Raw genomic sequence first — 21,669 nt, forward strand, 5'->3', positions numbered from 1 at the left:
CTTTCTATCATGAATGTTTCATATGACTTTGAAGGCTATTTGGATCTAGCTTTAAAAATTCTTTACTTTGGATTTCTTTTGTATAACTCATTCGAGAACCAGGATACTTTCGCATCTGCCAGCCTAGCATTTCCTTATTTCCTCCGTACAATGGGTCGGCATAAACACCTTCAATGGTCAAAGTTCTTAACAATTGGAAAAATGCCGAAGAAGATGCACCAGAAAGTGAACTTGCTTTACCTTTCTCAAACGCAGCTAAAACTTCATCCTGTTCATTAGCCTCTAATTCTGTAAATTTCTTTTTATAGTTTTTGTTACTATATGTATTCAATTCTTTTAAGCCTAGCCGAAACAAATCTTTTCGGTAAAGCTTATTCTGTTCACCTTGTGTTATTTCTGGCTTATAATAGGGTCCAAGTTTATAATCCTTTTCATTTACTCCCCACCCACTGTTAAGTTGATGGTCAATATAAATCGCCGCATTTAATTCCATAGCCCCTGGTCCAAGATCGTCCTTTGGGAAAATACGTTCTGCCGCTGCCGCTGTCGTCTGATATTCTTCTGGATAAAAAAACATCAGGGCTTCATTCGGATTATTAGCTTGAGTTTGAGTTTGACCTTTCCGTTCTGTTGTCACACCACTTTCCGAATTTCTATCAAACATGCTTCCAACTGCTCCACCTAAAATGAGGCCTCCAACAGCTAATCCAGAGTTCTTTAAAAAGGTACGTCTCGTACTACCTTGTTTTTCAATTTGACTTTTCTCTTTATCCGACAAAAAAAACCCTCCTATTTTTAAAAAAAAGGTGTGAATTCCCTTATCACATTAATGCATCGCTTACTATCTTTTTCTTATACACAATCCTGGATATAGTGACACTCAATTCGTAAAGAACCAGTAAAGGAATAATGACCAGCATATCCGATATGAAATCTGGAGGGGTAATCATAATAGATACGACTACCAGAAAAAAATAGGATACCTTCCTCGTTTTTGCCAACCTTTCTGGATTGAGAATTCCTAATCTTGTTAAAAACATCACTACCAATGGCATTTCAAATAGAATGCCAAACGGTAAAATCAAATTAATCATGAACCGAAAATATTTATCTGCTGTAAACATCATTTCAAACTGCCCCGCTGACATATTTGTTAAAAATCCTAGCACAATGGGAAATAACAAAAAGTATCCAAAAGAGATTCCGATAATAAACAAAATGAATAATCCTGGGATAAACCTTAGAGTCACTTTGCGTTCTTCTTTTGTCAGGGCAGGTGCTATAAATTTCCAAGTCTGATAGGCAACTACAGGAATCGTAGCTGCAATGGCAAAAACACACGAAATAATCATATACACCCATAAAATATCACTTGGTCCTAGGATAGCTAAATCCCTCCCAAGATCACTAATTACCCAACTATAGATGTCTTCAACAAAAACTAACGCACCAACGAAAAAGATAACGAAGGCTATCAAAGTTTTAATCATTCGTTGCCGAAGTTCATCAAGATGTTCAATGAGATGTGAATCTTTGTTTTCCATGGTGGCCTCCTCCTGTTATATGAAAAATGCCCACCTTCATATCCACTATGGACTCTACTGTTTATCCAGCATCTTCTTTTCAGCAGTCGATAACTCATGTTTTTTCTCTTCCTGTTTATCCTCATCAGAAATTAATCCATTTGTTGCACCCTTGAATTCCGTTAATGTCCGTCCAAATGCCCGACCAATTTCAGGTAGTTTTTTCGGACCGAAAATAACAAGTGCAATGATAAGAATTACGACCAAGCCTGGAATCCCAATATTCTGAAACATCACGTCAATCCTCCATAAAAAACATCAGTTACATTTACTAAAAACCGTTTGTAACCTTTCCAGTAAACGTTATTATTTACACCAAAGGGTGGTAAGTTGCCTTTTTTATTCCTTATAATATATTCACAAAACTGCTCAATTATATACCTAGCTTATATTTATACATGCCTTTTGTTTACAGTTCAATATTCAAATTTCTCATCTTTCTAATAGTTCATATTAGTTTTTCAGTAATTCGACCATATGTATTAACTTTTATTAAATACCATGCAGAAAGTTGGAAATGTTATAAAGGAATTTTTGGTACCCGAGATTAGATTAAAAGAACCTCACCTTTTTGTAAAAATGTATTCATGCAAAAATAACTTTGGGGAAAGATATGAATTAAATAATAATGCTTAAGTACTTTGGAAGAGTAAATAAAAACTTAGAGGTTTATGTATTTTCCACGGATTCTATTAGAAGATAAATTAGAAACTTTCTTTGTTCTTTTATCAAAAAAGATTTTTACTCCAATCTACATTAAATACGGAGGTATTTATGAAAAAAATTTGGTTTACTTCTGGAGTCAGTATTGTTCTTGCAGGATGTTTAATATTTTTACTGTTTTTTTACAGAGGCCATCAACCCTCACCTTCCCCAGATTCAAATGGGGGAACACAGGATACTTCAGCTGGTAATCCTGAAGAAATTGTGAGTAATAGTTGTATATCTTGTCACGGAGAAAATTTACAAGGAGGAGCTGGTCCAGCTTTAAATAAAATTGGTTCAAAATATTCACAAAGTGATATAGAGGATATTATTAATAATGGTAAAAATGGGATGCCAGCAGGCGTTATTTCAAATGAAGAAGCTGCAATCGTGGCAGAGTGGTTATCACAGAAAAAGTGAGTAGGCAATTTTTCAAAAATAGTGATGGCCTTAATTAAACTTAAAATAAAACAGCCAAATCCAATCAATATGGATCAGGCTGTTTTGTATTTTTCAGGAATAAATATATTTAAAAAAATGAGGACCAATTCAAAACAATAGACCAAACAACAGTGTTCAATAATAAGCTTGTAATAAAAAGAGACCATTGGTTTTTCTTTTGTTCCCAACAGGAGATCATGAGGGCAAGACCTATTGAAACACCTATAAAGGAAAGCCATGGAAATGAATCAGTGAACTTTGTGAGAAAAACCGCAAGGCAAGCTGTGAATAATAATGATACAAGGTACTCGGTGAATAATGATAATTCGCTTTTAATATGATCGCTCAATTTTTTCCTCCTTCGAAATAGATATTATCTTCATATAATACTTCATGGTGAATTTTTTATACGAAATTGCCGGCGCCCGTTTTAGATTTATAAAAGACAATAGTCTATTTATTCAATCGTTACAGGTGTTATCATCAGTGCTAAAACACCGGCTCCAAATTAATGTTATAACTTCTTAGCCTTTGATTCTAACCGAGACCGCCGGCATAAGGGAGGCCTTCCGTTGTTAACAGAAGGCAGTGCCTCCTCACACTAATCTGTACCTTCTATTCAAAAATAAAAAGCCGTCTAAGAACAGCTCTGATTATTAATTAATATCCCGTTTATTATCGCCTTTTCTTTACCTTAACTTCGGCTATGACATAAACTGTGCAATAGGGGGAGAAAACCTCTACATCAGATTATTTGCTTTTCGGAGCTTCTGAAACCCTTACCTTGCCGGTGGCTTCAATGTTTTCCTGTAACTCTTCCCTTCTAGAGCTACAGATGAGTTTAATTTCACTTAATCACTGCCTTGATTTATTTTAAATTCTATGCATATAACTCTTAACAATATCAAAACCTATGACTAGCAACACATTACATTCATAGGAGCTGACAACATGGCTAGAAATAACAACAGTAATCAATTAGTAGTTAATGGTGCAGAGCAAGCTCTAGAACAAATGAAATACGAAATCGCTAGTGAATTCGGTGTTACACTTGGCGCTGATACAACATCCCGTGCGAACGGATCTGTTGGTGGAGAAATTACAAAACGTTTAGTGCAAATGGCTGAACAACAATTAGGCGGAAGAACTCGTTAATCGAAATCATATGTAATGTTAGGGATAGTGATTGGACTATCCCTATTTATAATTTTACAAATTTTAAAAAGAAACAGAAACAATATTTTGCTATGTCGCATTAGGAATACACTACGCTTATTCAACTAACCTGCCCCGATAGTTCCATAAAGAAAAAGCTGCCTTAAAGACAGCTCGATCTTCAGCTAACGCTCATGTTAGTTCATTAAGAAAAGCGATTCTGGAATATTGAAAAAAAGAGGCCATCCTTTTTGGACAGCCCCCCTTCCGCTAATTATAAAATTTCTCGATATAATTATATTGGTCACTTCAGAATGTTACCATCTATACTTCAGAGAAGGTATCTCCAAAATGAATTGGCTTTCAATCTTTGAAAACTATGAGAATACTGCAATTTTACGTGCGATAGATTCTGTTAAACGAGATGCTACTTTTGGAACAGCCCATTTAATAATTGGTGTTAACACCGCACCAGATAATCCGCCTGCATGTATTTCCACCGTACAAGTCATTATTGTTTCACCATTAACATCTTCTGCAGTAAAGTGACCGCTTCCTGTAAAATTATCTGATAAACCTTTTAATTCAAACTTAATATTTGAAGGTTCATTCCATTCGGTAATATCTACCTGTGCTTGTATTGTTTTTTTAATACCTTTCACACTACCTTCAAACGTCCAAATAGATTGCTTGTCATTTATGATTTCATGTTCTTTATAGGCTGGTACTGTCGTTGCCCATTTTTCGAGATCACTGACATAATCCCAAACTGCTTGTACATCTACTGGAACTACTACAGTATGCGTTCCCGTTGCCATTATGATCCCCACCTTCACTATGTATGAATTGTAACTTTACATCTCTACAAAATAATTATTACATAAAAAGCATAAACTTACATCACTAATTATACATAGCTTTCCTTCTTCCAATCCCCCAATTTTTTTGTAGAATCAAAATTTTCCAATCCTCCACAATCCGGCCCTTTAGTTCCATAAAGAAAAGGCTGCCTTAAAGACAGCTCTAATCTTAAGTTAATGCACTCGTTAGTTTAATAATTCCCTATATAAACTCATATCGGTTTCCAATTTGGATCCTTTATATCGGAATTATTTGGTTTTCTTACGTTTTCCGAAAAATCTAAATCGCTAACGCCAAATTTTATAAAGTTTTGTTGTGACTCTCTAAAAGAAATTTTATTTGCACCATCCTCATCTGGATGTTCATATTGGTAACCATCATCTTCCCAAAAACAGATTTCACAAATATCATACGTTCCTGGAGGTTCCTCATCTAATGTTTTATATCCACAGCAAGGACAAGTATATTTCATACAATCACCTCTTAGTTGTTTGTTTTTCTTTTATATAGTTAAACATAATTCTTCAACTAACCTGCCCCTTTAGTTCCATAAGAAAAAGCTGCCTTAATGACAGCTCCGACCTTCAGCTAACGCACCCGTTAGTTTAAGTACATTTATTTACAATCATAAAGTCTAAATAAGGCTTATAATTTTAGATACTTCATTGTTTAAATTAAAGTGTGACAATAATCGGACCATTTTTAGTAAGAATAATCGTATGTTCTAATTGAGCTACATAGCTTTTTTCTGTAGCATAGGTCCAATCGTCTTCTTTTTGGAATACTTCTTCTTCAAAGGTTGAAATGAATGGTTCGAATGCGATAACCATCCCTTCCTTTAATATTTCATTATCCCATGGATCATTATAATTTAAAATATGGTCAGGTGCTTCGTGTATTCTACGACCAACACCATGTCCTGTAAGGTTTTTGATAACAGTGAATCCATGCTGTCTCGCAGTTTCGAATACTGCTTTTCCGATTCTACTTTTTTTGGAACCGGGTTTTGCTTTCTTAAGACCTGCTTCAAATGCCTTTTTAGCAACGTCGCATAATCTCGTTAATACTTCTTCTCCTTCTCCTACTACAAATGAGATTCCTGTATCTGCGAAATAACCGTTCTTTGAAGCAGATACATCTATATTTACTAGATCCCCTTCATGAATAACCCGATGACCCGGAATACCATGTGCCACTTCTTCATTAAGACTAATGCAAGTGTAGCCAGGAAAATCATATTCACCTTTTGGAGCTGAAACTGCACCTGCTTTTTCTAAAAGTTCTCCGGCTATATCATCAAGTTCTTTGGTCGTTATGCCAGGAATTGTTCTTTGTACCAATTCATCTCTAATTGAGGCAATAATTTTGCCAATTTCCTTCAAACCATTAAAATCTTCTTCTGTTTTTGCAATCATTTTTTTTACCTACCTCATTATCTTTTATCATCATAAAACTATATAAGTACTAATTGTACCTTTACTTTCTCAAAAAATAAAAGCAATGTAAATTATTTGGTACAATACCCCTCAGCTGAATTTTTCTTCGATCAAGAAAAAGACCACAAAAAGGAGCTGTTACATATGACTATACTATTAATTGGATTTACCTTCCAATTTTTTATAGAGTTAAACTGCCCCGTTAGTTCCATAAGAAAAAGCTGCCTTAAAGACAGCTCCGATCTTCAGCTAACGCACCCGTTGGTTCAACAAGAATATATCAACATTTATTTTACCACTCAAAATCCATATAAATTTCTGAAAGTAGTTTTTCTTCGATTGTTCCGTATTTAAAAAGAGCCTCAGAAGTTTCAAACTCTTGAGTATAGGCACCTCTGACTCGCGTAAGATAATATGCACCTGGATTTTGGCTTATCCAATATTCTTCATTTTGATATATAAATGAGTATTCTTCCCCGATTTCTATACCTTCTTGGAACTCAATAAACTCTTTTAAAGTCATCTTCCCACCACCTGTGAGCTTTTATAAAATTATACCTCTTATTAAACTAACCTGACCCGATAGTTGCATAAGAAAAGGAGCTGCTGATCAGCTCCTGATAATGAAGTAAAGCACCCGTTAGTGGAATAAGAGCACGAAAGGAGGTGACCAAAGGACATCCTCCTTCCAATTATAACGGAATCTCAAATTGTCCCTTTCTCTTCTGCTCCAAACTAACGATAAAGGAGCGCATCAGCTTCATGGAAAACTGAAAGATCGGGCTTTGAATAAAGGTATATGCAAACGTCATAATAAACACTGGACCTCCAAGGATGAACCCGATAATCAAGATGAGGCTCTCGACAACGATTCTTGCCCAACTGACCGATAACCCGGTTTTTTCCGAAACGGAAAGCATGAAACCATCCCTAGGACCAGCCCCAATTCCCGCAGCCACATAAATTCCTCCGCCAATTCCGGTTATGATGATACCCATCAACAAGATGAGTATATTCAACCACCAATGCCCAGTTTCATGAGGAAGAATGTCGAGATGCAAAAAGAAATCCATGATCGGGCCGATTGACAAGGCATTTAGAAAGGTACCAATATTAATATACTTCCTATCCACGACAAAGGTGATCAACACAAGTACTAAACCACACATGACACTCCACGTACCAATTGTGAACCCGAACCGCTCGAACAGGGCGACGTTTAAAACCTCCCAAGGATGCAGCCCCAAGGATTGAACATTCACCGCAATCGCATTCCCTAATCCAAAGAAAGTTAATCCAAGAAAAAAAATAAAATACCGTAATAGCCGCAATGCCATCTCTTCACCTCTACACCTTATATATCCATCTACTATAGATTAAGAAGGTTAAATGAACAAGATTAAATGAACCCAAGATGATCTATCCAAATCAAAAGTTGTTACCAAATGATTAACAGTGAAGTATATAAAGAAGTTCCTTAAGGTGGTAGGTTTTTGCAGAACTGCCGGAGAAGTTAATATAATATTCCATTCCCTAGATAGGAGGGTTACAAATTGGAAAAATAATTAGTAACTATGGCTCAAATCGCAAAACAATTTAACACGTTACTTTAAGAAAAATAGTCAGTCCACCCTTCGGGATCTAGTAAACATTTGTATTTGGTCCAAATTATTTTTATAAAAAACATTTAGCAAAATTCTTGGTACATCAAAATGAATAAAATTACTTGAAGAAAATAAGAAGTCATTAGTAAAGATTGTTTTCCCAGTCAGTTGTGCATCTTTAATTACCCACTATAAAGTCTATTCAAGAATCGCGCCCGATTACTGAAGAACGAATATAAAACCTTGGTACCAAATGGCATTGTCATTTATTTATGATACGGTTCACCGCACCTATTCAAGCAGTGATTTTTTAAAAACTGTCAGCCTTTTAATTTTACACTTCTACTTTAAATCGACGCTGCTGAGAAACTATCCTTTAACTATAAATTCCTATCTAACAAAAGCCCCACTTGTTCTGCCACGACTTGAGTCGGTTCTGATAATCCATTAGTGAAACACGCTTCTACTATTTCTACTATAGCTGCTCCAAAGAATTTAAGAATTAAATCCTTACTTAAACCTTGATTTTTCCCTTCAGTTACATCTACTTCACCCTCTAACTCTTGGATTACAAATTCCAGGAAATGACTACGAAAAGCAGGGGCTCCTTTACTCCCTAACATTGTTGAAAAGAATGAACTATTAAGTTCAAAGTATTCAAACCAAATCAGATTTCCCTCGACAAAATTCAATTCAGATGCCGATTCGCACAGTATCCTTAGTTCGTTAATATGTTCTTCAATAAGCTTATCCAGTAAATCAAATTTATCCATGTAATGGTCATAAATCGTTCTGCGACCGACATTTGCTCTGTCGGAAATATCCTGTATCGTAATATGATCAAAGCTTTTTTCAGACATTAGTTCAATAAAAGCATTTTTTATTGCTTCTTGGGATTTTTGTACTCTTCTATCTACCCTTGACATTGTAGTTTTCACCAAACTTTCTTAAAAATTATCGCACAATTTCAATTAACTTGTGCAATAACGCACAAATCCTGGCGTTTTGATTGTTGCAGACATCCTCTTTTCATTTTACATTATATACAGATGTGCGATACCGCATCAATATATGATTTACTAACACATCAAATTTTACTACCTTGGAATAATAGAAGAGTTAATTAAATCCAAAGAGGGGGTTTAGTTATGGACCGTGTTGAAAAGAGCCAGGAAAAGTTCAAACAGCTATTTGGTGAGGGAGTAACTGCCGCACATGCTACTGATCCTGATTTTCAGGACATTCTAAGCCATTTCATTTTCGGGGAAGTATTTTATCGTCAAGGTAACCTTGACGATAAAATGCGTGAGTTGATTACCCTGGTGGTTCTTGCGACCAATCAAACATTGCCCCAACTAAAAGCACATGTTAGTGCTGCACTGAATGTGGGGCTAACAGCTGTAGAGATCAAAGAGGCTGTTTACCAATGTGCTCCGTACATTGGATTCCCGAAAACGTTAAATGCTATCAATGAAGTCAATGAGGTTTTCAAATCCAAGAATATTGCGTTACCAATTGAAAGCCAAAAGAATGTTATTGAAGATAATCGTTTTGACAAGGGACTTTCAGTACAGGTAGAGATTTTTGGTGATGTCATTGCAAAAGTGAGAGAAGGCGCACCAGAAAATCAAAAGCACATACAGGATTATCTCTCCTCTTTTTGCTTCGGAGACTTCTACACCCGGAGCGGACTTGATTTGAAAACACGAGAGTTGTTAACACTCTGTATCATAACTGCTTTAGGTGGTGCTGAAGGTCAAGTAAAAGCACATGTGCAGGGCAACAAAAATGTGGACAATGATAAGGAAATTTTAATCACCGCAATCACCCACTGCCTTCCATATATAGGTTTTCCAAGGACATTGAATGCATTAACATGTGTGAACGAAATTATTCCTGAAAATTAAGAAAGGGTGTTATTTATTATGTCAAATATTCAAGATAAAGTTGTCATTATTACAGGTGCTTCTTCTGGGATTGGAGAAGCTACTGCAAAAGAACTTGCCTCTAAAGGTGCAAAGTTGGTACTTGCAGCTCGTCGTGAAGATCGTTTAAAGAAATTACAAGATGAAATTAAAAACAATGGTGGACAAGCTATTTATAAAGTAACAGATGTTACTTCTCGTCAACAGATGGAAGAACTCGCTGCGTATGCTCTTAATGAGTTTGGAAAAATTGATGTGCTAGTCAACAATGCTGGAATCATGCCACAAGCTTTTCTTGCAGAAAATAAAGTTGATGAATGGGATATGATGATTGATGTTAACGTCAAAGGTGTATTGTATGCTATCGCTGCTATCGTTCCATCTATGAGAGAACGCAAATCAGGTCACGTTATTAATCTTTCTTCTGTAGCTGGACATAACATCTACCCTGGTGGAACGGTATATTGTGGTACTAAATTTGCTGTAAAAGCCATTTCTGAAGGTTTACGCCAAGAAGAAGCAATGAGTGGCACGAATATCCGTGTAACAAATATCTCTCCTGGAGCTGTTACAAGCGAATTGTTAGAAACTACAACAGACCCAGCAATGAAAGCAGGATTAGATGAATTTTACAAAGCTGCCATCGATTCTGACCGTATCGCTCGTGCAATAGCCTTTGCCATTGAACAACCATCTGATGTAGGAATTAATGAAATGATTATACGCCCCACAGTTCAAGTAGGTTAATAATAAAAAATATAGTTTCATGGAGGAGTTAAAATGGCAAAACATGAAGAAGTAAAAAATGGCTTCATTTTCCCAGTGGGTGAGAAAAATGAAGCATATGCAGAATATTTCGTGGGACAAAGTTATCTTAAATCATTAATTGCTGACCCTAAAGTGAGTGTTGGTGTAGGGAATGTGACCTTTGAACCAGGATGCAGAAATAACTGGCATATTCATCGTGATGGATTCCAACTTTTATTAGTAACTGGTGGCGAAGGTTGGTACCAAGAAGAAGGTAAACCTGCTCAATTCTTAAAAGCTGGAGATGTTATTGTCACCCACGATGGTGTAAAACACTGGCATGGTGCTACAAAAGATAGCTGGTTTGAACACATTGCAATCACTGCAGGTACACCGGAATGGTTGGAACCAGTAACAGATGAGGAATACAGTAAAGTAAAATAATAGTTGAGGATAAAAAATGCCCTGTTATTTAGGGCATTTTTTATATCAATCCTAGGATTAAGATGTGTTCTTATAGAAAGGAGGAATACTTTGGAAAGGCCATATATAATATGCCACATGCTGACATCATTGGATGGGAAAATAATTGGGGATTATTTGGAAGAAGAACGCACCCAATATTTTATTGACGAGTATGAAAAAATTCATGAACGTTACGGATGCAAAGCATGGATGTGTGGCAGGATTACCATGGAGGAAAACTTTACCTTTGGACATAAATTAGATTTAACACATGAAAACATTCCGTCAATACCAAGAACTGATTATGTAGCAACTACAGATGCTAAAACGTATGCAATTGCAGTAGACGCTTCTGGGAAATTAGGATGGACAAAAAACTACATTTCAGAATGGAGCGAGAATAGGACAGAAGATCATATAGTAGAAGTTCTTACAGAGCTAGTCTCTGATGCTTATCTTGCTTATTTACAAAAAATAGGTATTTCGTATATTTTCGGTGGAAAAGAACAATTAGATTTTATGGCAGTAGTTCAAAAGTTTAAAAAATTATTTTCAATCGACAAAAATGTTGGAAGGCGGGGGCGTTTTAAACGGAGCGTTTCTAAATGAGGGTTTGATGAGTTAAGTTTGGTCTTAGTCCCAATAGCTGATGGTTCAACTAACTCTTTGACACTTTTTGAATCTAGCTCTCATCTCCCAAAGGCAGGACCATTAAATTTTTATTTAAAAGAAATAGAAAAATTGAATGATGGCGGGTTTTGGATGAATTATGTTACAAAACAATAGATGAGGAATAAAACAAATTAAATAATAGTTAGTCAAGAATTGCCCTGTTAAACAGGGCTTTTTTAGTAACATTGTTAAAAAATATACTTAAACTATCCTGCCCCTTTATTTCTCTATGGAGCTGTTTCCAGCTCCATAGAGAAATAAAGTACCTGTTAGTTGAAGAAGCAATATATTTTAATTGTGCAATTTCTCATACAATTTCTTATGGTCTTTATCACGTATAATGATTTTATATGGTATTGCTTCAACGGATAATTCCTTCCTTTTTACTTCAACTACCTGTCTTGCATACTCTTCAATTCTTTCAGCTTGCTCTTCAGTCTCCTCTCCTTTGGATAATGAAGTCTTTAAAATGATTTCAAGAGGTTTTGGATGAAAGGAGTAGGCAAAACCATTTGTTTCTTTAAACTTTTTATGTGTTTCTTCCATGACTGCTGTAAAAATAGGCTGCCAATTCTGACCCTTAATTTCGTCTTCACTTTCTCTTTTGACTTCAACTTCAAACTTCTCATGCTTTTTTGCATATATGACATCATGTACATGTTTTTCTATTTGATTCTTCACTTCTTTGTAATGTTGCTCTGTTCCTTCAATCCCCACTTTAACGGAAACCTTTTTGGGGTTCGTAGTTACTCCACTAGCTAAAATGGTATAACCCTTTTCTTCTACAACCTCTTGCGTTATTGTAAGTATTTCATCGGTAAGTTTCTCTAATTCTATATTTTTTTCACTTGGTTCAACTTTATCCCGTACTTCTAATACAATCTCAACTTCATCAATTTTATAAGACTTAGCGCATTTAAAAATAATATCTTTAATTTCATCCCCATGTTCTTGTTTAAAATCTTCATCCTCTACCCAAACAGTGAATGAAGGGGGCTCAGAGGAAAAAAGCCATGACATTCCAACTTCTACTTTTCCTTTATACTCCTTATTCTCGTTTAACTTTTTAGATATCTCGTCATATAAAGCATCTAGCTTTCCTTTCCTGTCATCCGTTTCCTTCAAGCTTTGCACAATTTGATTTATGAAAGAGACTTTTGATACAACCTCTGCCATTGCAGGAGAAATAAAAGCTGAGCCAATAAATAAACCCAATAATATGATCAACGCGATACCAGAGTATGTAATTTTCCTTATCAAACTTACTTTTTTGATACTAGTTGATAGGAGGGGAATTTTACTTCTCTCTCGGGACTCCAACTTTTCAATATCAGAAATGATTCGTTTTTTCAGTTTTTGTTTTTTCTTTGTTTTCCACAGTAGATCGGCATTTAACTTCTTTAAGGAGATATCTAAATCAGTATCTTCATATTGTTTTTTCATCCAAATACCCCTCCTTTATTAGTTGTTTTTTTAATGCTGGAATAGCTCTAAAAAGAGTCGATTTAACTTTACTCTCAGACCAACTCAATATCTTTGCTGTATCCTCAATAGAAAAACCTTTGATTTTTCTTAAAACGATCACCTTTCGATATGTATCTTTGATTTCCCCTAACGCTTTATATAGTTCAGATGATTCCTCTTTTATTCGAATCATTTCTTCAGGCAATGAGTTATTATCCTTTTGCAAAAGAAATACTTCTTTAAAGAACCTGCTGGGTTTACGTTTTCTTAAAAAATCCACCGTTAAGTTGTGAGCAATACTGAATAGCCATGTTCTTTCACTGGAATGCTGATTAAATGAATTATAATATAAGTACGCTTTTACAAAGGTATCATGGGTCAAATCCTCTGCTTGTTGATAATCCTTAACCATCAATAAAATAAAGCTTAAAATAGATTTACTATGTTGGTCATACCAATCTGCAATTTCTACTTTTATGTACTCCGACAAGTTTCCACCCCTCCTTTTCTTAAATTCAATACTTAGACGTAATAATTAAATAAAAGTTGTGCTTTTGCATAAAAAAATCTCTAAAAGTTTAGATTAGAGATCTTTTTGTTTTTATAGAACTGATGTTTATCAGTTGTTTTAGAAATAAGTTCCTCGTTAGATCTAATATTAGTATCCTTATGGAACTATCCTGTCCCGATAGTTCCATTAAAGACAGCTCCGATCTTCAGCTAAAGCACCTGTTAGTTCTATAAGACTTATTGCAGAGTTGACACATACTGTGTCATAAAGTATTTATATAAAATCAAAAAATACTGCTCAAGTATTTATATAAAATCAAAAAATACTGCTCCTCAAAAAGCAGGAGCAGAAAAAAAGATGTTATTTCACAACTTTAAGAGGAACAAGTACTTTATTAAAAAAAGACGTTTCGAGCTTGGCTAACCAACCGTTTCCGTTTTCTCCATTAGCTACTTGAGCAGCGTGTTTTTTGTGAAATTCTGCTACCCGTTTATTATGCTCTTTATGCCATTGGTGCATAGAATTATGTTTCATTCTTATTGCCTCCTTTCCGTTTCATTATATTTCTAGAAAAGTTAAATAGAAAGTGCTTTTTATTCAGCTTTTGAAAGAGAGGAAATCGATAAGTTAATAAATATGAATATGCACAGTTCGTATACAACTAACCTGCCCTGTTAGTGACATAAGGGTTTTTAAACAACATTATTATTTTTAAATGACTTTATTGTAAATTAAACAACTTTATTATCTCTGTACAGTAGCGTCAGGAAAATGCGGATTTACAACGTTAAGGAAGTTTCAATATTAAAAAACCTAATTTCTCAGCATTAAATGAGAAATTAGGTTTTTTCATTAATAGAAAAAGACTTATAAGTATTTATCACTAATCACTTTCATATGGTGTAACTCGTGCCCGACAATGCCATACGCAAAGGTACCTATCGAAACTGGGCTGTTCATTACAGTTCCATAACGATCCCACGCTGCATCATCAATGGTTGAAATAAGACTTAACGTGTTGGAGCGTACCATGTCTAAACCAGCTAGTAGCTGCTCCCAGGATAATTTGTTGAAGTTTGCCGCAGAAACGTATTGATCCTGATCCATTGCTGGGAGTGGTGCACTTTCATTTCGTGCAATGGCAAGCATTCGATACGACATCACACGTTCCACGTCGGCCAAATGCCCAATCACTTCTTTTAAAGTCCATTTCCCTGGTGCGTACGCCTTCCTTGCTGACTCCTCTGATATGCTGCTCAAGAAGGTAATGGTCTTAGTTCGTTGCTTACTAAGTATTTCTTCAATATCTCCATCTGGCACAAGACTAACATACCTATCATACTCTGGATTTTCAATAGATAATGGTCGTGGACGCACAAGAATCCTCCTCATCGGAATAGTTAATTATGGTTCTAGGCTAATATTCGACTATTAGGAAGATATTTCCTTTATTTGATATTTAATTTCATTACCGCAAAATAATTGCAAATTAAACAACTTTGTTATCTCTGTACAACTGATTTATGCAGTTAACATAATACAGATAATAATGGATTAATTCACTTTTTATTCCACTAACCTGCCCCTTTAGTTCCAAAGAAAAAGGTTGCCGCAGCAACCCTTTGTTAAACTATCCGGATCAGTCGAAGAATGGTTAATTTAAAACTTAATGTCTAATAATTCATACATTTCAAGAAGAACATCAAAATGTTTTTCTTTTGATAAATGCATCATTTTCTGCCCTGCTCCGTTTGGTTCTTGAAATAATATTTATATCAACAATTGTAATGAAGTAATGATTTTAATAGTATATTAGGTAACTCTTTTTTAAAAGTCCTTTGACTTACCTTTCTTTTGTTTGGAAAGGGCAGATAGAATGGACTGTTCGCCCTCTACTTGATTTCCTAAAAATTTCTTAGTAAGACTTAACTTAAGAACAATTTTGTAAACGATCGTGGCTGAAATGATACTGATGATAGCTCCGACAAGAACATCTGCTGGATAATGGACACCTACCCAAATTCGCGAAATACCTACAAGGACAGCCAAAATTCCCCATAAAAACCCCCAACCCTTTTTGAACAACCAGAAGGTTATACAAAATGAAAAAAATATAATCGTATGGTCACTTGGAAAGGAATTATTGACTGCTTTTTCAACTAACTTATTAACGTTGGGCAACTCAGCAAATGGTTGATAATTCGAGTGGAACTGCCCTGCTATTTTGGCCAATATTTCCGAGATAACTAGTGTAATAAATGCACAGATTACCATGATTCTATTTTTATTTCTTCGAGAAAACAAAAACATCAGGACTGCCAATACTAAGATAAAAATCATGTATTCAGCTATGAATACAAAAAATGGATTTGAATCGGGGTATTGTTTACCTAGATCATTAATCATTCTAAACAATTTACTATTCATTTCGGACAAAGCCATTGAAAAATTCCTCCTGATTGTTTTTTCACTTTAACCTTTATTAAGATCCATTATGTAAATAAGATGAACTTCAATTAAACCTATATTTTACATCTTTCAGACAGAAAGTCCATCATCAACTTTCAGAATGAATGTATTTCAATCCTCAAATACAAATATGGTTCATCTTGTAGATAAAAAAATCGTTCATTCCCATTTGTCTGATGACAACAGAACCCCTTATTCGATAAGGGGGCTTTGATTAGCGTTTCTTTTCCTTTCACTTCTAAAGAATGTACATACAAATGTTATTGACTTTCTTTTGGGAGTTAAGCTGTAGCCGACAGTTGAGATAAGGGTTTTGTAAATGATAACTTTGACAACAGTAATGACGTTAAAACAGAAATGCTACGATTAGCTGCCTATTTTTCTAATAGAGTAATAATTGGAATAAGCTCAGTAATATGATAAATAACAAGTAGTGAAGTATTAAATTTGTTTGTAACCCAACGGTTATTAGTCTTATCGCCATACATTAAAAAGGGAGATGAACAAATGAATACTACCAAAAAGAGCGCAATAATTGTAGGGGTTCTGTTCATACTTGCAGCAGTTACAGCAATATTAGGTCTAATTTTATACAAGCCTATCCTAAATGGTCCGGATTATCTGATTAATGGGTCTGACCATGCCAACCTGGTGACACTTGGAGCGCTTATGGAATTAATTCTTGTCGCTTCAGCGATTGGTACTGCAACTACAATGTTTCCAATTTTAAGAAGGTATAATGAAACTATAGCTCTTTGGCATGTTTGCTTCAGGTTTCTTGAAGCGATTGTCATCACTATTGGTGTAATCAGCGTACTATCCCTGTTGACCTTAAGCCGCGAATTTGTAGCAGCAGGTGCCCCGGATACCGTATCTTTTCAAACTTCAGGTATAGTATTAAAAGCAGTACATGACTGGACATTTATGCTTGGTCCCCTCTTCCTGTTGGGTATAAACACGATGATGTACAGTTATATATTTTATAAAACCAAGCTCGTACCCAGGTTTATCCCGATTTTAGGTATGACCGGGGCAACTCTTGTTTTTATTTGTGCCCTGTTAGTAATGTTCGGTGTAATTCAACAAATTTCTGTTTGGGGTGCTATTTTGGCACTGCCAGTAGCAGCTAATGAAATGATTTTAGCAGTTTGGCTCATCGTTAAAGGGTTCAATGAATCTGCGTATGCTTCCATGTCTGCATACAAGAAAACGAACGAGAGCTGATGGCAACCACCATTTAATCATCTGAACTTAAAGGAGAGTCGTTTCTTACCTTTAGAGTTAATGCTAATTAAATAAAAGACGTTTGGAAGAATTCCCAAACGTCTTTTTTCCTAATATTTACATACTCTGCCCCTTTAGTTGCAAAACAAAAAGGCTGCTGCAACCTTCCTTATTACCGTGTCTAACATTTTTCTAATGACATATTAACGGCTTCAATGGCATGTATTACAGCCGTATTAAATAATGGCACTTCTGAATCCTCTGGTTTTATTAGTAATCCAATTTCTGTGCAGCCTAGTATTATTCCTTCCGCTCCATCATCAACTAACCCCTTGATTACCTTTTTGTAATAATCCCTTGATGAGTGTTGAATTTCCCCTAAACATAATTCTTCATAAATTACTTTATTGATGACTTTTCTATCCTCATCGTTTGGTATCAAAACCTTGATACCATTAGACTTAATTCGTGTTTTATAAAAGTCTTGCTCCATCGTATATTTAGTGCCAAGTAAACCAACCGTACTGATTTTGGACATTTGAATTTGTTTTGCCGTTGAATCAGCAATGTGTAAAATCGGTAAACTGACTTTTTCTTCAATATATTCAATCACTTTATGCATCGTATTTGTACAAATTACAATCATTTCTGCTCCTGCCTTTTCCAAAGACAGAGCCACATCGCCTAATAATTTACCGGAGCTTTCCCAATCCCCTTCAGCTTGGCAGCGTTCGATTTCCTCAAAGTCCACGCTATATAAAATGCACTTGGCTGAATGCAATCCTCCCAATTTGGCTTTTACTTCTTCGTTAATGATTCGATAATATTCTAACGATGACTCCCAGCTCATGCCGCCAATAAGGCCAATAGTTTTCATGAACATTCCCCTTTTCATCTGAAGATAGCTTACTTATCAGTCGAAAAACTCCATATGTGCTTTCTCTTGTTTGTAGTAATCTATTCTATTTTGTAAAGTACCTGTATGAAACTCAAACTTATGACCATCAGGATCAGTGAAATAAATGGATTTCTTATCTTTTTCATCTCTTGGACGACCTGACAGGATATTTACATTCAATAGCTTTAGTTTCTCGTACATGTTCATAAAGTCAGCTTCTTCTATGGAAAAAGCGATATGTGTGTATGATTGGCTTATTTCATTACGGGGAATATCTTTTTCTGCATTCAGGGCAAGCCACATTCCATTCAAATCAAAATAGGCAGTGTTTCTCCCCTTAACTAATAATTTCGCATCAAAAACTTTTTGATAAAATTCTATGGAACTCTCTAAATCAGAAACTGAAAATAAAAAGTGATTCAAACCTTTTATAGACACATAACCACCTCATATTAAGATTGCCTTTTATTCGCCATTAGACGCTTATAGAGAGGATACCCGAACATGTAATACCCGGAAAATGACAGCAGGATTAAGGATAAACCGGTCATTGTGAGGATACTGTATCTATACCAATCGCCAAAGAAGGATCCATCATGCAAAGTAATCAGGAAAGTCGAGTAATCTGGATTTGTGGATAACACTTTTCCTGTACTTACATCTATTTGAACACCTTGTCCGTTATTAAAGCGAACCTGGTACACATTTGCACTTGGTCTATATTCAATTCTAAATATATCTTCAACCGAGTCCGCACCTGGAAGATCCTGAGACGTAGCAATGGACACGGCCTTCTCCATAGGTATCGCTTGATCTGGACTCGCCTCTTTCCCCGTCCTTAACTCATCAGCCACTCCGAGTGGTATCATATAAACAAGTACTAGGCCTGTGACTGCGATGAACATAAAAAAAACAGATAAAACCAAACCAGTCCATTTATGTATTTTTCGGCTTAATTGATACAGCTTTACAGATTTCGACAAATCCATCACCCCTTGACTACTTTTCAAAATAAAATTTTCTTCATAACCACCCTATCTTCATTTACAACATAATCATTTTTCAGATAAAATGCTTCTGCAAGACCGTCATTAGCCGTTAATAAATATAGACTTTTAATCTCTCTCTTCTGCAGTTCAGCTTCTAAAGAACGAAGCATTTTTGAGCCATGCCCTTTGCCTTGCATTTCATTATTCACACAAAGCTCTGCCAAATAATAAGTTAAACCTTGATAAGACACCTTACTATTTCCAGCAATGAAACCAACTGGATTGTGATCAATATGAAATAAAAAGCCAAGAAATTTAGGCGTATGCAATAAGTCGGAAAGTCTCTCTTTAGCCGTTTCATATGTCCACCTTTCATTCCATGGTTCACGATTAAAAACGTTCATGTAGAGCTCGATGCATAGCTCCAAATTTTCCGACGTCAGCGGTACCATTTCTGTCATTTTCACGCTTCCCTTCTATTTTCATTAAAATTTTGTATATTAATCCAAATTATATCTTATCCTTGTTTAACTAACCTGTCCCTATAGGACCATAAAAGAAGAGCTGCCTAAGAAGCAGAAAATCACAAAAAAAACCAGTCAATCATGAAGGGGGCATACAATGCGCAGATTAGATAATTTATGAGGCTCTAAAGAGAAATATTACAAAAAGCAGGTATTGCAAGGCATTCTAGGCAGCATTAAGAATGAATAAAAAACGCTTTTGCTGACAGTCCTGCCTTAGTGGATTCTATAAAAAAGGTCAACCGGATTTTTACTGGTCGACCTTAGTTCATTAAGAATAATTTGATAACTGTTTCATGAATAAAACTCTATTTTGTTTATGTCCGTCATAGTCAGAGTGGACTGAAACACCATCAATGAATGTATCTCCCTCTTCCATTTCAAATCCCATCTTAGTATGATAGGCGATTGAAGATTTGTTGACCGGAGACGTTACACAACGGACAACATTGCGGACATTTTGATAAACGACATCGAAAAATTGATTATATAACTGTCTGCCGATATCATTTTTTCTGTATTCGGGATGCACTCCGACAAAGTGAATATAAGCCTCATCAGGTTGAGATTGAGATAGAATCCCTATTAGGAAACCGACTATTTCCCCTTCCTTTTCGGCTATGAAACTTGTATTTGTAAAATGATCAAAGAATAATTTCGGTAGCATATCAGACATTTGCCTTCCGCCCCACCACTCATTGATTAGCGGAGATATGGCATAGTAATCTGCCCCTTTCACTGAACGAATTTCCATCCTTCTCCCCCTTTAATCATTAAGTCCATTTTCACGAAATTCATTCAATAATTAACATCCCCCGTTAGTTCATTAACTTTTCATACGATAAAATTACAATTCCGCAAATTACTGAAACTCCTAAAAATGATAAAACATAAAAATTAGGGGGCGTAACACTCACAAACTCTACCTGGTTTTGGAGGTTTTCTACTTTTCCCCATGCATTCTCAATATCCGGTTTATAGTTTTTTGTTTTTATATAACCGACTAACATCATAATGACTACATAGATTATATGAATGGAAATTGAACCTATAATTGCTTGAAGAACCACTTTCATATTGCCCCTCCTTTTTTACTCATTTTACCATATTATTGCATCAAAAAAGGAGCTGCTGATCAGCTCCTGGTAATGAAGTAAGCACCTGTTAGTTCATAAAGAAAAACGATTCTTATTAAAGAATCGCCCTTTAGTGAAAGATTGATTAACCCACGATTCATGGCTTAACTTCCTCAAAATCTTGAATTTGTACAGTATCGATATGACTGTCAATGTGTCAATGCAGTATATATCGAATAATCTACTTCACCTGAAATATTTTCCAACCCATTTTCACACAACTCCATAGCCATTAAATTCTCAACAGAAGGTGGAGGATTTTTCTTGGACGCATAGATTCCGAATTCAGTTGATGTTCTAAATCCAAAGCGTTGATAGTATCGATCATCTCCTTCAACAATAATTCCCTTAAACCCCATTTTAGCAGCTAATCTAATACCTTCCTGCAACATATACGTACCAATACCCTGACGTTGTTTATTAATTGCCACCGAAACTGGTGATAACATCAATATTTCATTTTCATACCTATCGCTAATTGGAAGTTTTGAAAGGATAAAGTGACGTATAATCGCCCCTTCTTCCTCAACAACTACATCAAGCTCTGGAATATAATAGTGTTTTTCCCGGATCTCTCTCACCAAAGCTTTTTCAGCTAATCCATTTGAATAAGTGGTATTTTTGAATATCTCATATACAAAGTCTTCAATAAAACTATATTCCTCTTTTTCTACTGGTCTTATCTCCATTAATACACCTCCACTATACAGCTACCTCTTTGTTCTAAGATTCTACAATCATTCCAGAATTCCTTTATCAATTATCTGGCCTAATTGTTGAATAAAGGTCAAAGAGCACTCTTCAACTATGTTGCCAATGCAACTCCCTTATAGCACCTGTTCAAATTATAAAGTCAGTAT

The 21,669-nt window shown here is 35.5% G+C and carries 28 protein-coding genes; 7 read left to right on the forward strand and 21 right to left on the reverse strand.

The window, feature by feature from the left end; genetic code table 11:
• Nucleotides 1–7: 7 nt before the first annotated feature.
• Genes LQ188_RS23790 through LQ188_RS23800 form a run of 3 tightly spaced genes read right to left on the reverse strand, consistent with a single transcriptional unit; the run spans nucleotide 8 to nucleotide 1,817 of the window.
• Nucleotides 8–778 (reverse strand): gluconate 2-dehydrogenase subunit 3 family protein, encoded by a 771-nt coding sequence (locus tag LQ188_RS23790; RefSeq protein WP_101225724.1) that lies wholly within the window; start codon nucleotides 776–778, stop codon nucleotides 8–10.
• A 43-nt stretch (nucleotides 779–821) separates the two neighbouring features.
• Entirely contained in the window at nucleotides 822–1,544 is a 723-nt protein-coding gene (tatC, locus tag LQ188_RS23795) for a twin-arginine translocase subunit TatC (protein ID WP_101225723.1), read from the reverse strand.
• Between the two features lie 54 nt (nucleotides 1,545–1,598).
• Nucleotides 1,599–1,817 carry a twin-arginine translocase TatA/TatE family subunit gene (locus LQ188_RS23800; protein WP_034312681.1) on the reverse strand — a complete coding sequence of 73 codons (219 nt, stop codon included), beginning with the start codon at nucleotides 1,815–1,817 and terminating at the stop codon, nucleotides 1,599–1,601.
• A gap of 540 nt (nucleotides 1,818–2,357) precedes the next feature.
• Between LQ188_RS23800 and LQ188_RS23805 the strand changes: the two genes are divergently transcribed.
• Both LQ188_RS23805 and LQ188_RS23810 read left to right on the forward strand, forming a co-directional pair.
• The gene (locus tag LQ188_RS23805) at nucleotides 2,358–2,708 is read left to right on the forward strand and encodes a cytochrome c (protein WP_101225722.1); all 351 of its coding nucleotides are present in this window, start codon (nucleotides 2,358–2,360) and stop codon (nucleotides 2,706–2,708) included.
• 972 nt (nucleotides 2,709–3,680) lie between these two features.
• Entirely contained in the window at nucleotides 3,681–3,884 is a 204-nt protein-coding gene (locus LQ188_RS23810; RefSeq protein WP_034304517.1) for an alpha/beta-type small acid-soluble spore protein, read from the forward strand.
• Nucleotides 3,885–4,261: 377 nt separating this feature from the next.
• On the opposite strand, the gene LQ188_RS23815 is transcribed toward LQ188_RS23810, so the two are convergent.
• From LQ188_RS23815 to LQ188_RS23840, 6 genes are all read right to left on the reverse strand, one after another.
• Entirely contained in the window at nucleotides 4,262–4,702 is a 441-nt protein-coding gene (locus tag LQ188_RS23815) for an SRPBCC family protein (RefSeq protein WP_089364937.1), read from the reverse strand.
• A 254-nt stretch (nucleotides 4,703–4,956) separates the two neighbouring features.
• Nucleotides 4,957–5,217, reverse strand: coding sequence for a CPCC family cysteine-rich protein (locus LQ188_RS23820; RefSeq protein WP_101225720.1), 261 nt, complete (start codon nucleotides 5,215–5,217; stop codon nucleotides 4,957–4,959).
• 202 nt (nucleotides 5,218–5,419) lie between these two features.
• Nucleotides 5,420–6,160 carry a type I methionyl aminopeptidase gene (gene map, locus LQ188_RS23825; protein ID WP_101226155.1) on the reverse strand — a complete coding sequence of 247 codons (741 nt, stop codon included), beginning with the start codon at nucleotides 6,158–6,160 and terminating at the stop codon, nucleotides 5,420–5,422.
• Between the two features lie 313 nt (nucleotides 6,161–6,473).
• Nucleotides 6,474–6,704 carry a hypothetical protein gene (locus LQ188_RS23830; protein ID WP_230178578.1) on the reverse strand — a complete coding sequence of 77 codons (231 nt, stop codon included), beginning with the start codon at nucleotides 6,702–6,704 and terminating at the stop codon, nucleotides 6,474–6,476.
• Nucleotides 6,705–6,873: 169 nt separating this feature from the next.
• The gene (locus LQ188_RS23835; protein ID WP_101226004.1) at nucleotides 6,874–7,518 is read right to left on the reverse strand and encodes a hypothetical protein; all 645 of its coding nucleotides are present in this window, start codon (nucleotides 7,516–7,518) and stop codon (nucleotides 6,874–6,876) included.
• A gap of 647 nt (nucleotides 7,519–8,165) precedes the next feature.
• A complete protein-coding gene (locus LQ188_RS23840; protein WP_230178579.1) occupies nucleotides 8,166–8,711 on the reverse strand; it encodes a TetR/AcrR family transcriptional regulator in 546 nt (181 codons plus the stop codon).
• A 222-nt stretch (nucleotides 8,712–8,933) separates the two neighbouring features.
• Between LQ188_RS23840 and LQ188_RS23845 the strand changes: the two genes are divergently transcribed.
• The 4 genes from LQ188_RS23845 to LQ188_RS23860 all read left to right on the forward strand — a co-directional run bounded on the left by LQ188_RS23845 (nucleotide 8,934) and on the right by LQ188_RS23860 (nucleotide 11,531).
• The gene (locus LQ188_RS23845; protein WP_101226006.1) at nucleotides 8,934–9,692 is read left to right on the forward strand and encodes a carboxymuconolactone decarboxylase family protein; all 759 of its coding nucleotides are present in this window, start codon (nucleotides 8,934–8,936) and stop codon (nucleotides 9,690–9,692) included.
• A gap of 18 nt (nucleotides 9,693–9,710) precedes the next feature.
• The gene (locus LQ188_RS23850; protein WP_101226007.1) at nucleotides 9,711–10,457 is read left to right on the forward strand and encodes an SDR family oxidoreductase; all 747 of its coding nucleotides are present in this window, start codon (nucleotides 9,711–9,713) and stop codon (nucleotides 10,455–10,457) included.
• A gap of 33 nt (nucleotides 10,458–10,490) precedes the next feature.
• Nucleotides 10,491–10,901, forward strand: coding sequence for a cupin domain-containing protein (locus LQ188_RS23855; RefSeq protein WP_230178580.1), 411 nt, complete (start codon nucleotides 10,491–10,493; stop codon nucleotides 10,899–10,901).
• A 90-nt stretch (nucleotides 10,902–10,991) separates the two neighbouring features.
• Nucleotides 10,992–11,531, forward strand: a complete 540-nt coding sequence (locus LQ188_RS23860) for a hypothetical protein (protein ID WP_230178581.1) — start codon at nucleotides 10,992–10,994, stop codon at nucleotides 11,529–11,531.
• Nucleotides 11,532–11,885: 354 nt separating this feature from the next.
• Here LQ188_RS23860 and LQ188_RS23865 read toward each other — a convergent pair whose 3' ends face one another.
• The 5 genes from LQ188_RS23865 to LQ188_RS23885 form a co-directional block, all read right to left on the reverse strand.
• Entirely contained in the window at nucleotides 11,886–13,037 is a 1,152-nt protein-coding gene (locus LQ188_RS23865; protein WP_230178582.1) for a DUF4179 domain-containing protein, read from the reverse strand.
• Nucleotides 13,021–13,548 (reverse strand): RNA polymerase sigma factor, encoded by a 528-nt coding sequence (locus tag LQ188_RS23870; protein ID WP_230178583.1) that lies wholly within the window; start codon nucleotides 13,546–13,548, stop codon nucleotides 13,021–13,023. The genes LQ188_RS23865 and LQ188_RS23870 overlap by 17 nt, the downstream gene beginning before the upstream one ends.
• A gap of 381 nt (nucleotides 13,549–13,929) precedes the next feature.
• The gene (locus LQ188_RS23875) at nucleotides 13,930–14,103 is read right to left on the reverse strand and encodes a hypothetical protein (protein WP_169803995.1); all 174 of its coding nucleotides are present in this window, start codon (nucleotides 14,101–14,103) and stop codon (nucleotides 13,930–13,932) included.
• A 333-nt stretch (nucleotides 14,104–14,436) separates the two neighbouring features.
• A complete protein-coding gene (locus LQ188_RS23880; RefSeq protein WP_230178584.1) occupies nucleotides 14,437–14,946 on the reverse strand; it encodes a DinB family protein in 510 nt (169 codons plus the stop codon).
• A 450-nt stretch (nucleotides 14,947–15,396) separates the two neighbouring features.
• Nucleotides 15,397–16,011 (reverse strand): undecaprenyl-diphosphatase, encoded by a 615-nt coding sequence (locus tag LQ188_RS23885; protein ID WP_230178585.1) that lies wholly within the window; start codon nucleotides 16,009–16,011, stop codon nucleotides 15,397–15,399.
• Nucleotides 16,012–16,545: 534 nt separating this feature from the next.
• On the opposite strand from LQ188_RS23885, the gene LQ188_RS23890 reads away from it, so the two are divergent.
• Nucleotides 16,546–17,262 carry a DUF4386 domain-containing protein gene (locus tag LQ188_RS23890; RefSeq protein WP_101226013.1) on the forward strand — a complete coding sequence of 239 codons (717 nt, stop codon included), beginning with the start codon at nucleotides 16,546–16,548 and terminating at the stop codon, nucleotides 17,260–17,262.
• A 181-nt stretch (nucleotides 17,263–17,443) separates the two neighbouring features.
• Here the strand turns inward: LQ188_RS23890 and LQ188_RS23895 are convergent, their stop codons facing one another.
• The 7 genes from LQ188_RS23895 to LQ188_RS23925 all read right to left on the reverse strand — a co-directional run bounded on the left by LQ188_RS23895 (nucleotide 17,444) and on the right by LQ188_RS23925 (nucleotide 21,498).
• Nucleotides 17,444–18,139, reverse strand: coding sequence for an amino acid racemase (locus LQ188_RS23895; protein ID WP_230178587.1), 696 nt, complete (start codon nucleotides 18,137–18,139; stop codon nucleotides 17,444–17,446).
• 36 nt (nucleotides 18,140–18,175) lie between these two features.
• Nucleotides 18,176–18,598, reverse strand: a complete 423-nt coding sequence (gene fosM, locus LQ188_RS23900) for a FosM family fosfomycin resistance protein (protein ID WP_101226015.1) — start codon at nucleotides 18,596–18,598, stop codon at nucleotides 18,176–18,178.
• A gap of 14 nt (nucleotides 18,599–18,612) precedes the next feature.
• A complete protein-coding gene (locus LQ188_RS23905) occupies nucleotides 18,613–19,143 on the reverse strand; it encodes a PepSY-associated TM helix domain-containing protein (protein ID WP_230178589.1) in 531 nt (176 codons plus the stop codon).
• A 23-nt stretch (nucleotides 19,144–19,166) separates the two neighbouring features.
• Complete coding sequence (locus LQ188_RS23910) at nucleotides 19,167–19,610, reverse strand: GNAT family N-acetyltransferase (protein WP_230178591.1); 444 nt, start codon at nucleotides 19,608–19,610, stop codon at nucleotides 19,167–19,169.
• Nucleotides 19,611–19,944: 334 nt separating this feature from the next.
• On the reverse strand, nucleotides 19,945–20,427 hold the full coding sequence (locus LQ188_RS23915) for a GNAT family N-acetyltransferase (protein WP_230178593.1): 483 nt from the start codon (nucleotides 20,425–20,427) through the stop codon (nucleotides 19,945–19,947).
• Nucleotides 20,428–20,491: 64 nt separating this feature from the next.
• Nucleotides 20,492–20,749 carry a hypothetical protein gene (locus tag LQ188_RS23920; protein WP_230178595.1) on the reverse strand — a complete coding sequence of 86 codons (258 nt, stop codon included), beginning with the start codon at nucleotides 20,747–20,749 and terminating at the stop codon, nucleotides 20,492–20,494.
• A gap of 209 nt (nucleotides 20,750–20,958) precedes the next feature.
• Nucleotides 20,959–21,498 carry an N-acetyltransferase gene (locus LQ188_RS23925; protein WP_230178597.1) on the reverse strand — a complete coding sequence of 180 codons (540 nt, stop codon included), beginning with the start codon at nucleotides 21,496–21,498 and terminating at the stop codon, nucleotides 20,959–20,961.
• Nucleotides 21,499–21,669 lie beyond the last annotated feature (171 nt).

Origin of the sequence: Peribacillus sp. Bi134, assembly GCF_918698065.1 — a bacterium.
In the GTDB taxonomy this organism is placed as follows: domain Bacteria; phylum Bacillota; class Bacilli; order Bacillales; family DSM-1321; genus Peribacillus.

Excerpts from the sequence above, each read along its gene's own strand:
- tatC (WP_101225723.1), bottom strand. The coding sequence starts at position 1,544 with ATGGAAAACAAAGATTCACATCTCATTGAACATCTTGATGAACTTCGG.
- LQ188_RS23800 (WP_034312681.1), bottom strand. The coding sequence starts at position 1,817 with ATGTTTCAGAATATTGGGATTCCAGGCTTGGTCGTAATTCTTATCATT.
- LQ188_RS23805 (WP_101225722.1), top strand. The coding sequence starts at position 2,358 with ATGAAAAAAATTTGGTTTACTTCTGGAGTCAGTATTGTTCTTGCAGGA.
- LQ188_RS23810 (WP_034304517.1), top strand. The coding sequence starts at position 3,681 with ATGGCTAGAAATAACAACAGTAATCAATTAGTAGTTAATGGTGCAGAG.
- LQ188_RS23815 (WP_089364937.1), bottom strand. The coding sequence starts at position 4,702 with ATGGCAACGGGAACGCATACTGTAGTAGTTCCAGTAGATGTACAAGCA.
- LQ188_RS23820 (WP_101225720.1), bottom strand. The coding sequence starts at position 5,217 with ATGAAATATACTTGTCCTTGCTGTGGATATAAAACATTAGATGAGGAA.
- map (WP_101226155.1), bottom strand. The coding sequence starts at position 6,160 with ATGATTGCAAAAACAGAAGAAGATTTTAATGGTTTGAAGGAAATTGGC.
- LQ188_RS23830 (WP_230178578.1), bottom strand. The coding sequence starts at position 6,704 with ATGACTTTAAAAGAGTTTATTGAGTTCCAAGAAGGTATAGAAATCGGG.
- LQ188_RS23835 (WP_101226004.1), bottom strand. The coding sequence starts at position 7,518 with ATGGCATTGCGGCTATTACGGTATTTTATTTTTTTTCTTGGATTAACT.
- LQ188_RS23840 (WP_230178579.1), bottom strand. The coding sequence starts at position 8,711 with ATGTCAAGGGTAGATAGAAGAGTACAAAAATCCCAAGAAGCAATAAAA.
- LQ188_RS23845 (WP_101226006.1), top strand. The coding sequence starts at position 8,934 with ATGGACCGTGTTGAAAAGAGCCAGGAAAAGTTCAAACAGCTATTTGGT.
- LQ188_RS23850 (WP_101226007.1), top strand. The coding sequence starts at position 9,711 with ATGTCAAATATTCAAGATAAAGTTGTCATTATTACAGGTGCTTCTTCT.
- LQ188_RS23855 (WP_230178580.1), top strand. The coding sequence starts at position 10,491 with ATGGCAAAACATGAAGAAGTAAAAAATGGCTTCATTTTCCCAGTGGGT.
- LQ188_RS23865 (WP_230178582.1), bottom strand. The coding sequence starts at position 13,037 with ATGAAAAAACAATATGAAGATACTGATTTAGATATCTCCTTAAAGAAG.
- LQ188_RS23875 (WP_169803995.1), bottom strand. The coding sequence starts at position 14,103 with ATGAAACATAATTCTATGCACCAATGGCATAAAGAGCATAATAAACGG.
- LQ188_RS23885 (WP_230178585.1), bottom strand. The coding sequence starts at position 16,011 with ATGGCTTTGTCCGAAATGAATAGTAAATTGTTTAGAATGATTAATGAT.
- LQ188_RS23890 (WP_101226013.1), top strand. The coding sequence starts at position 16,546 with ATGAATACTACCAAAAAGAGCGCAATAATTGTAGGGGTTCTGTTCATA.
- LQ188_RS23895 (WP_230178587.1), bottom strand. The coding sequence starts at position 18,139 with ATGAAAACTATTGGCCTTATTGGCGGCATGAGCTGGGAGTCATCGTTA.
- LQ188_RS23910 (WP_230178591.1), bottom strand. The coding sequence starts at position 19,610 with ATGACAGAAATGGTACCGCTGACGTCGGAAAATTTGGAGCTATGCATC.
- LQ188_RS23915 (WP_230178593.1), bottom strand. The coding sequence starts at position 20,427 with ATGGAAATTCGTTCAGTGAAAGGGGCAGATTACTATGCCATATCTCCG.
- LQ188_RS23920 (WP_230178595.1), bottom strand. The coding sequence starts at position 20,749 with ATGAAAGTGGTTCTTCAAGCAATTATAGGTTCAATTTCCATTCATATA.
- LQ188_RS23925 (WP_230178597.1), bottom strand. The coding sequence starts at position 21,498 with ATGGAGATAAGACCAGTAGAAAAAGAGGAATATAGTTTTATTGAAGAC.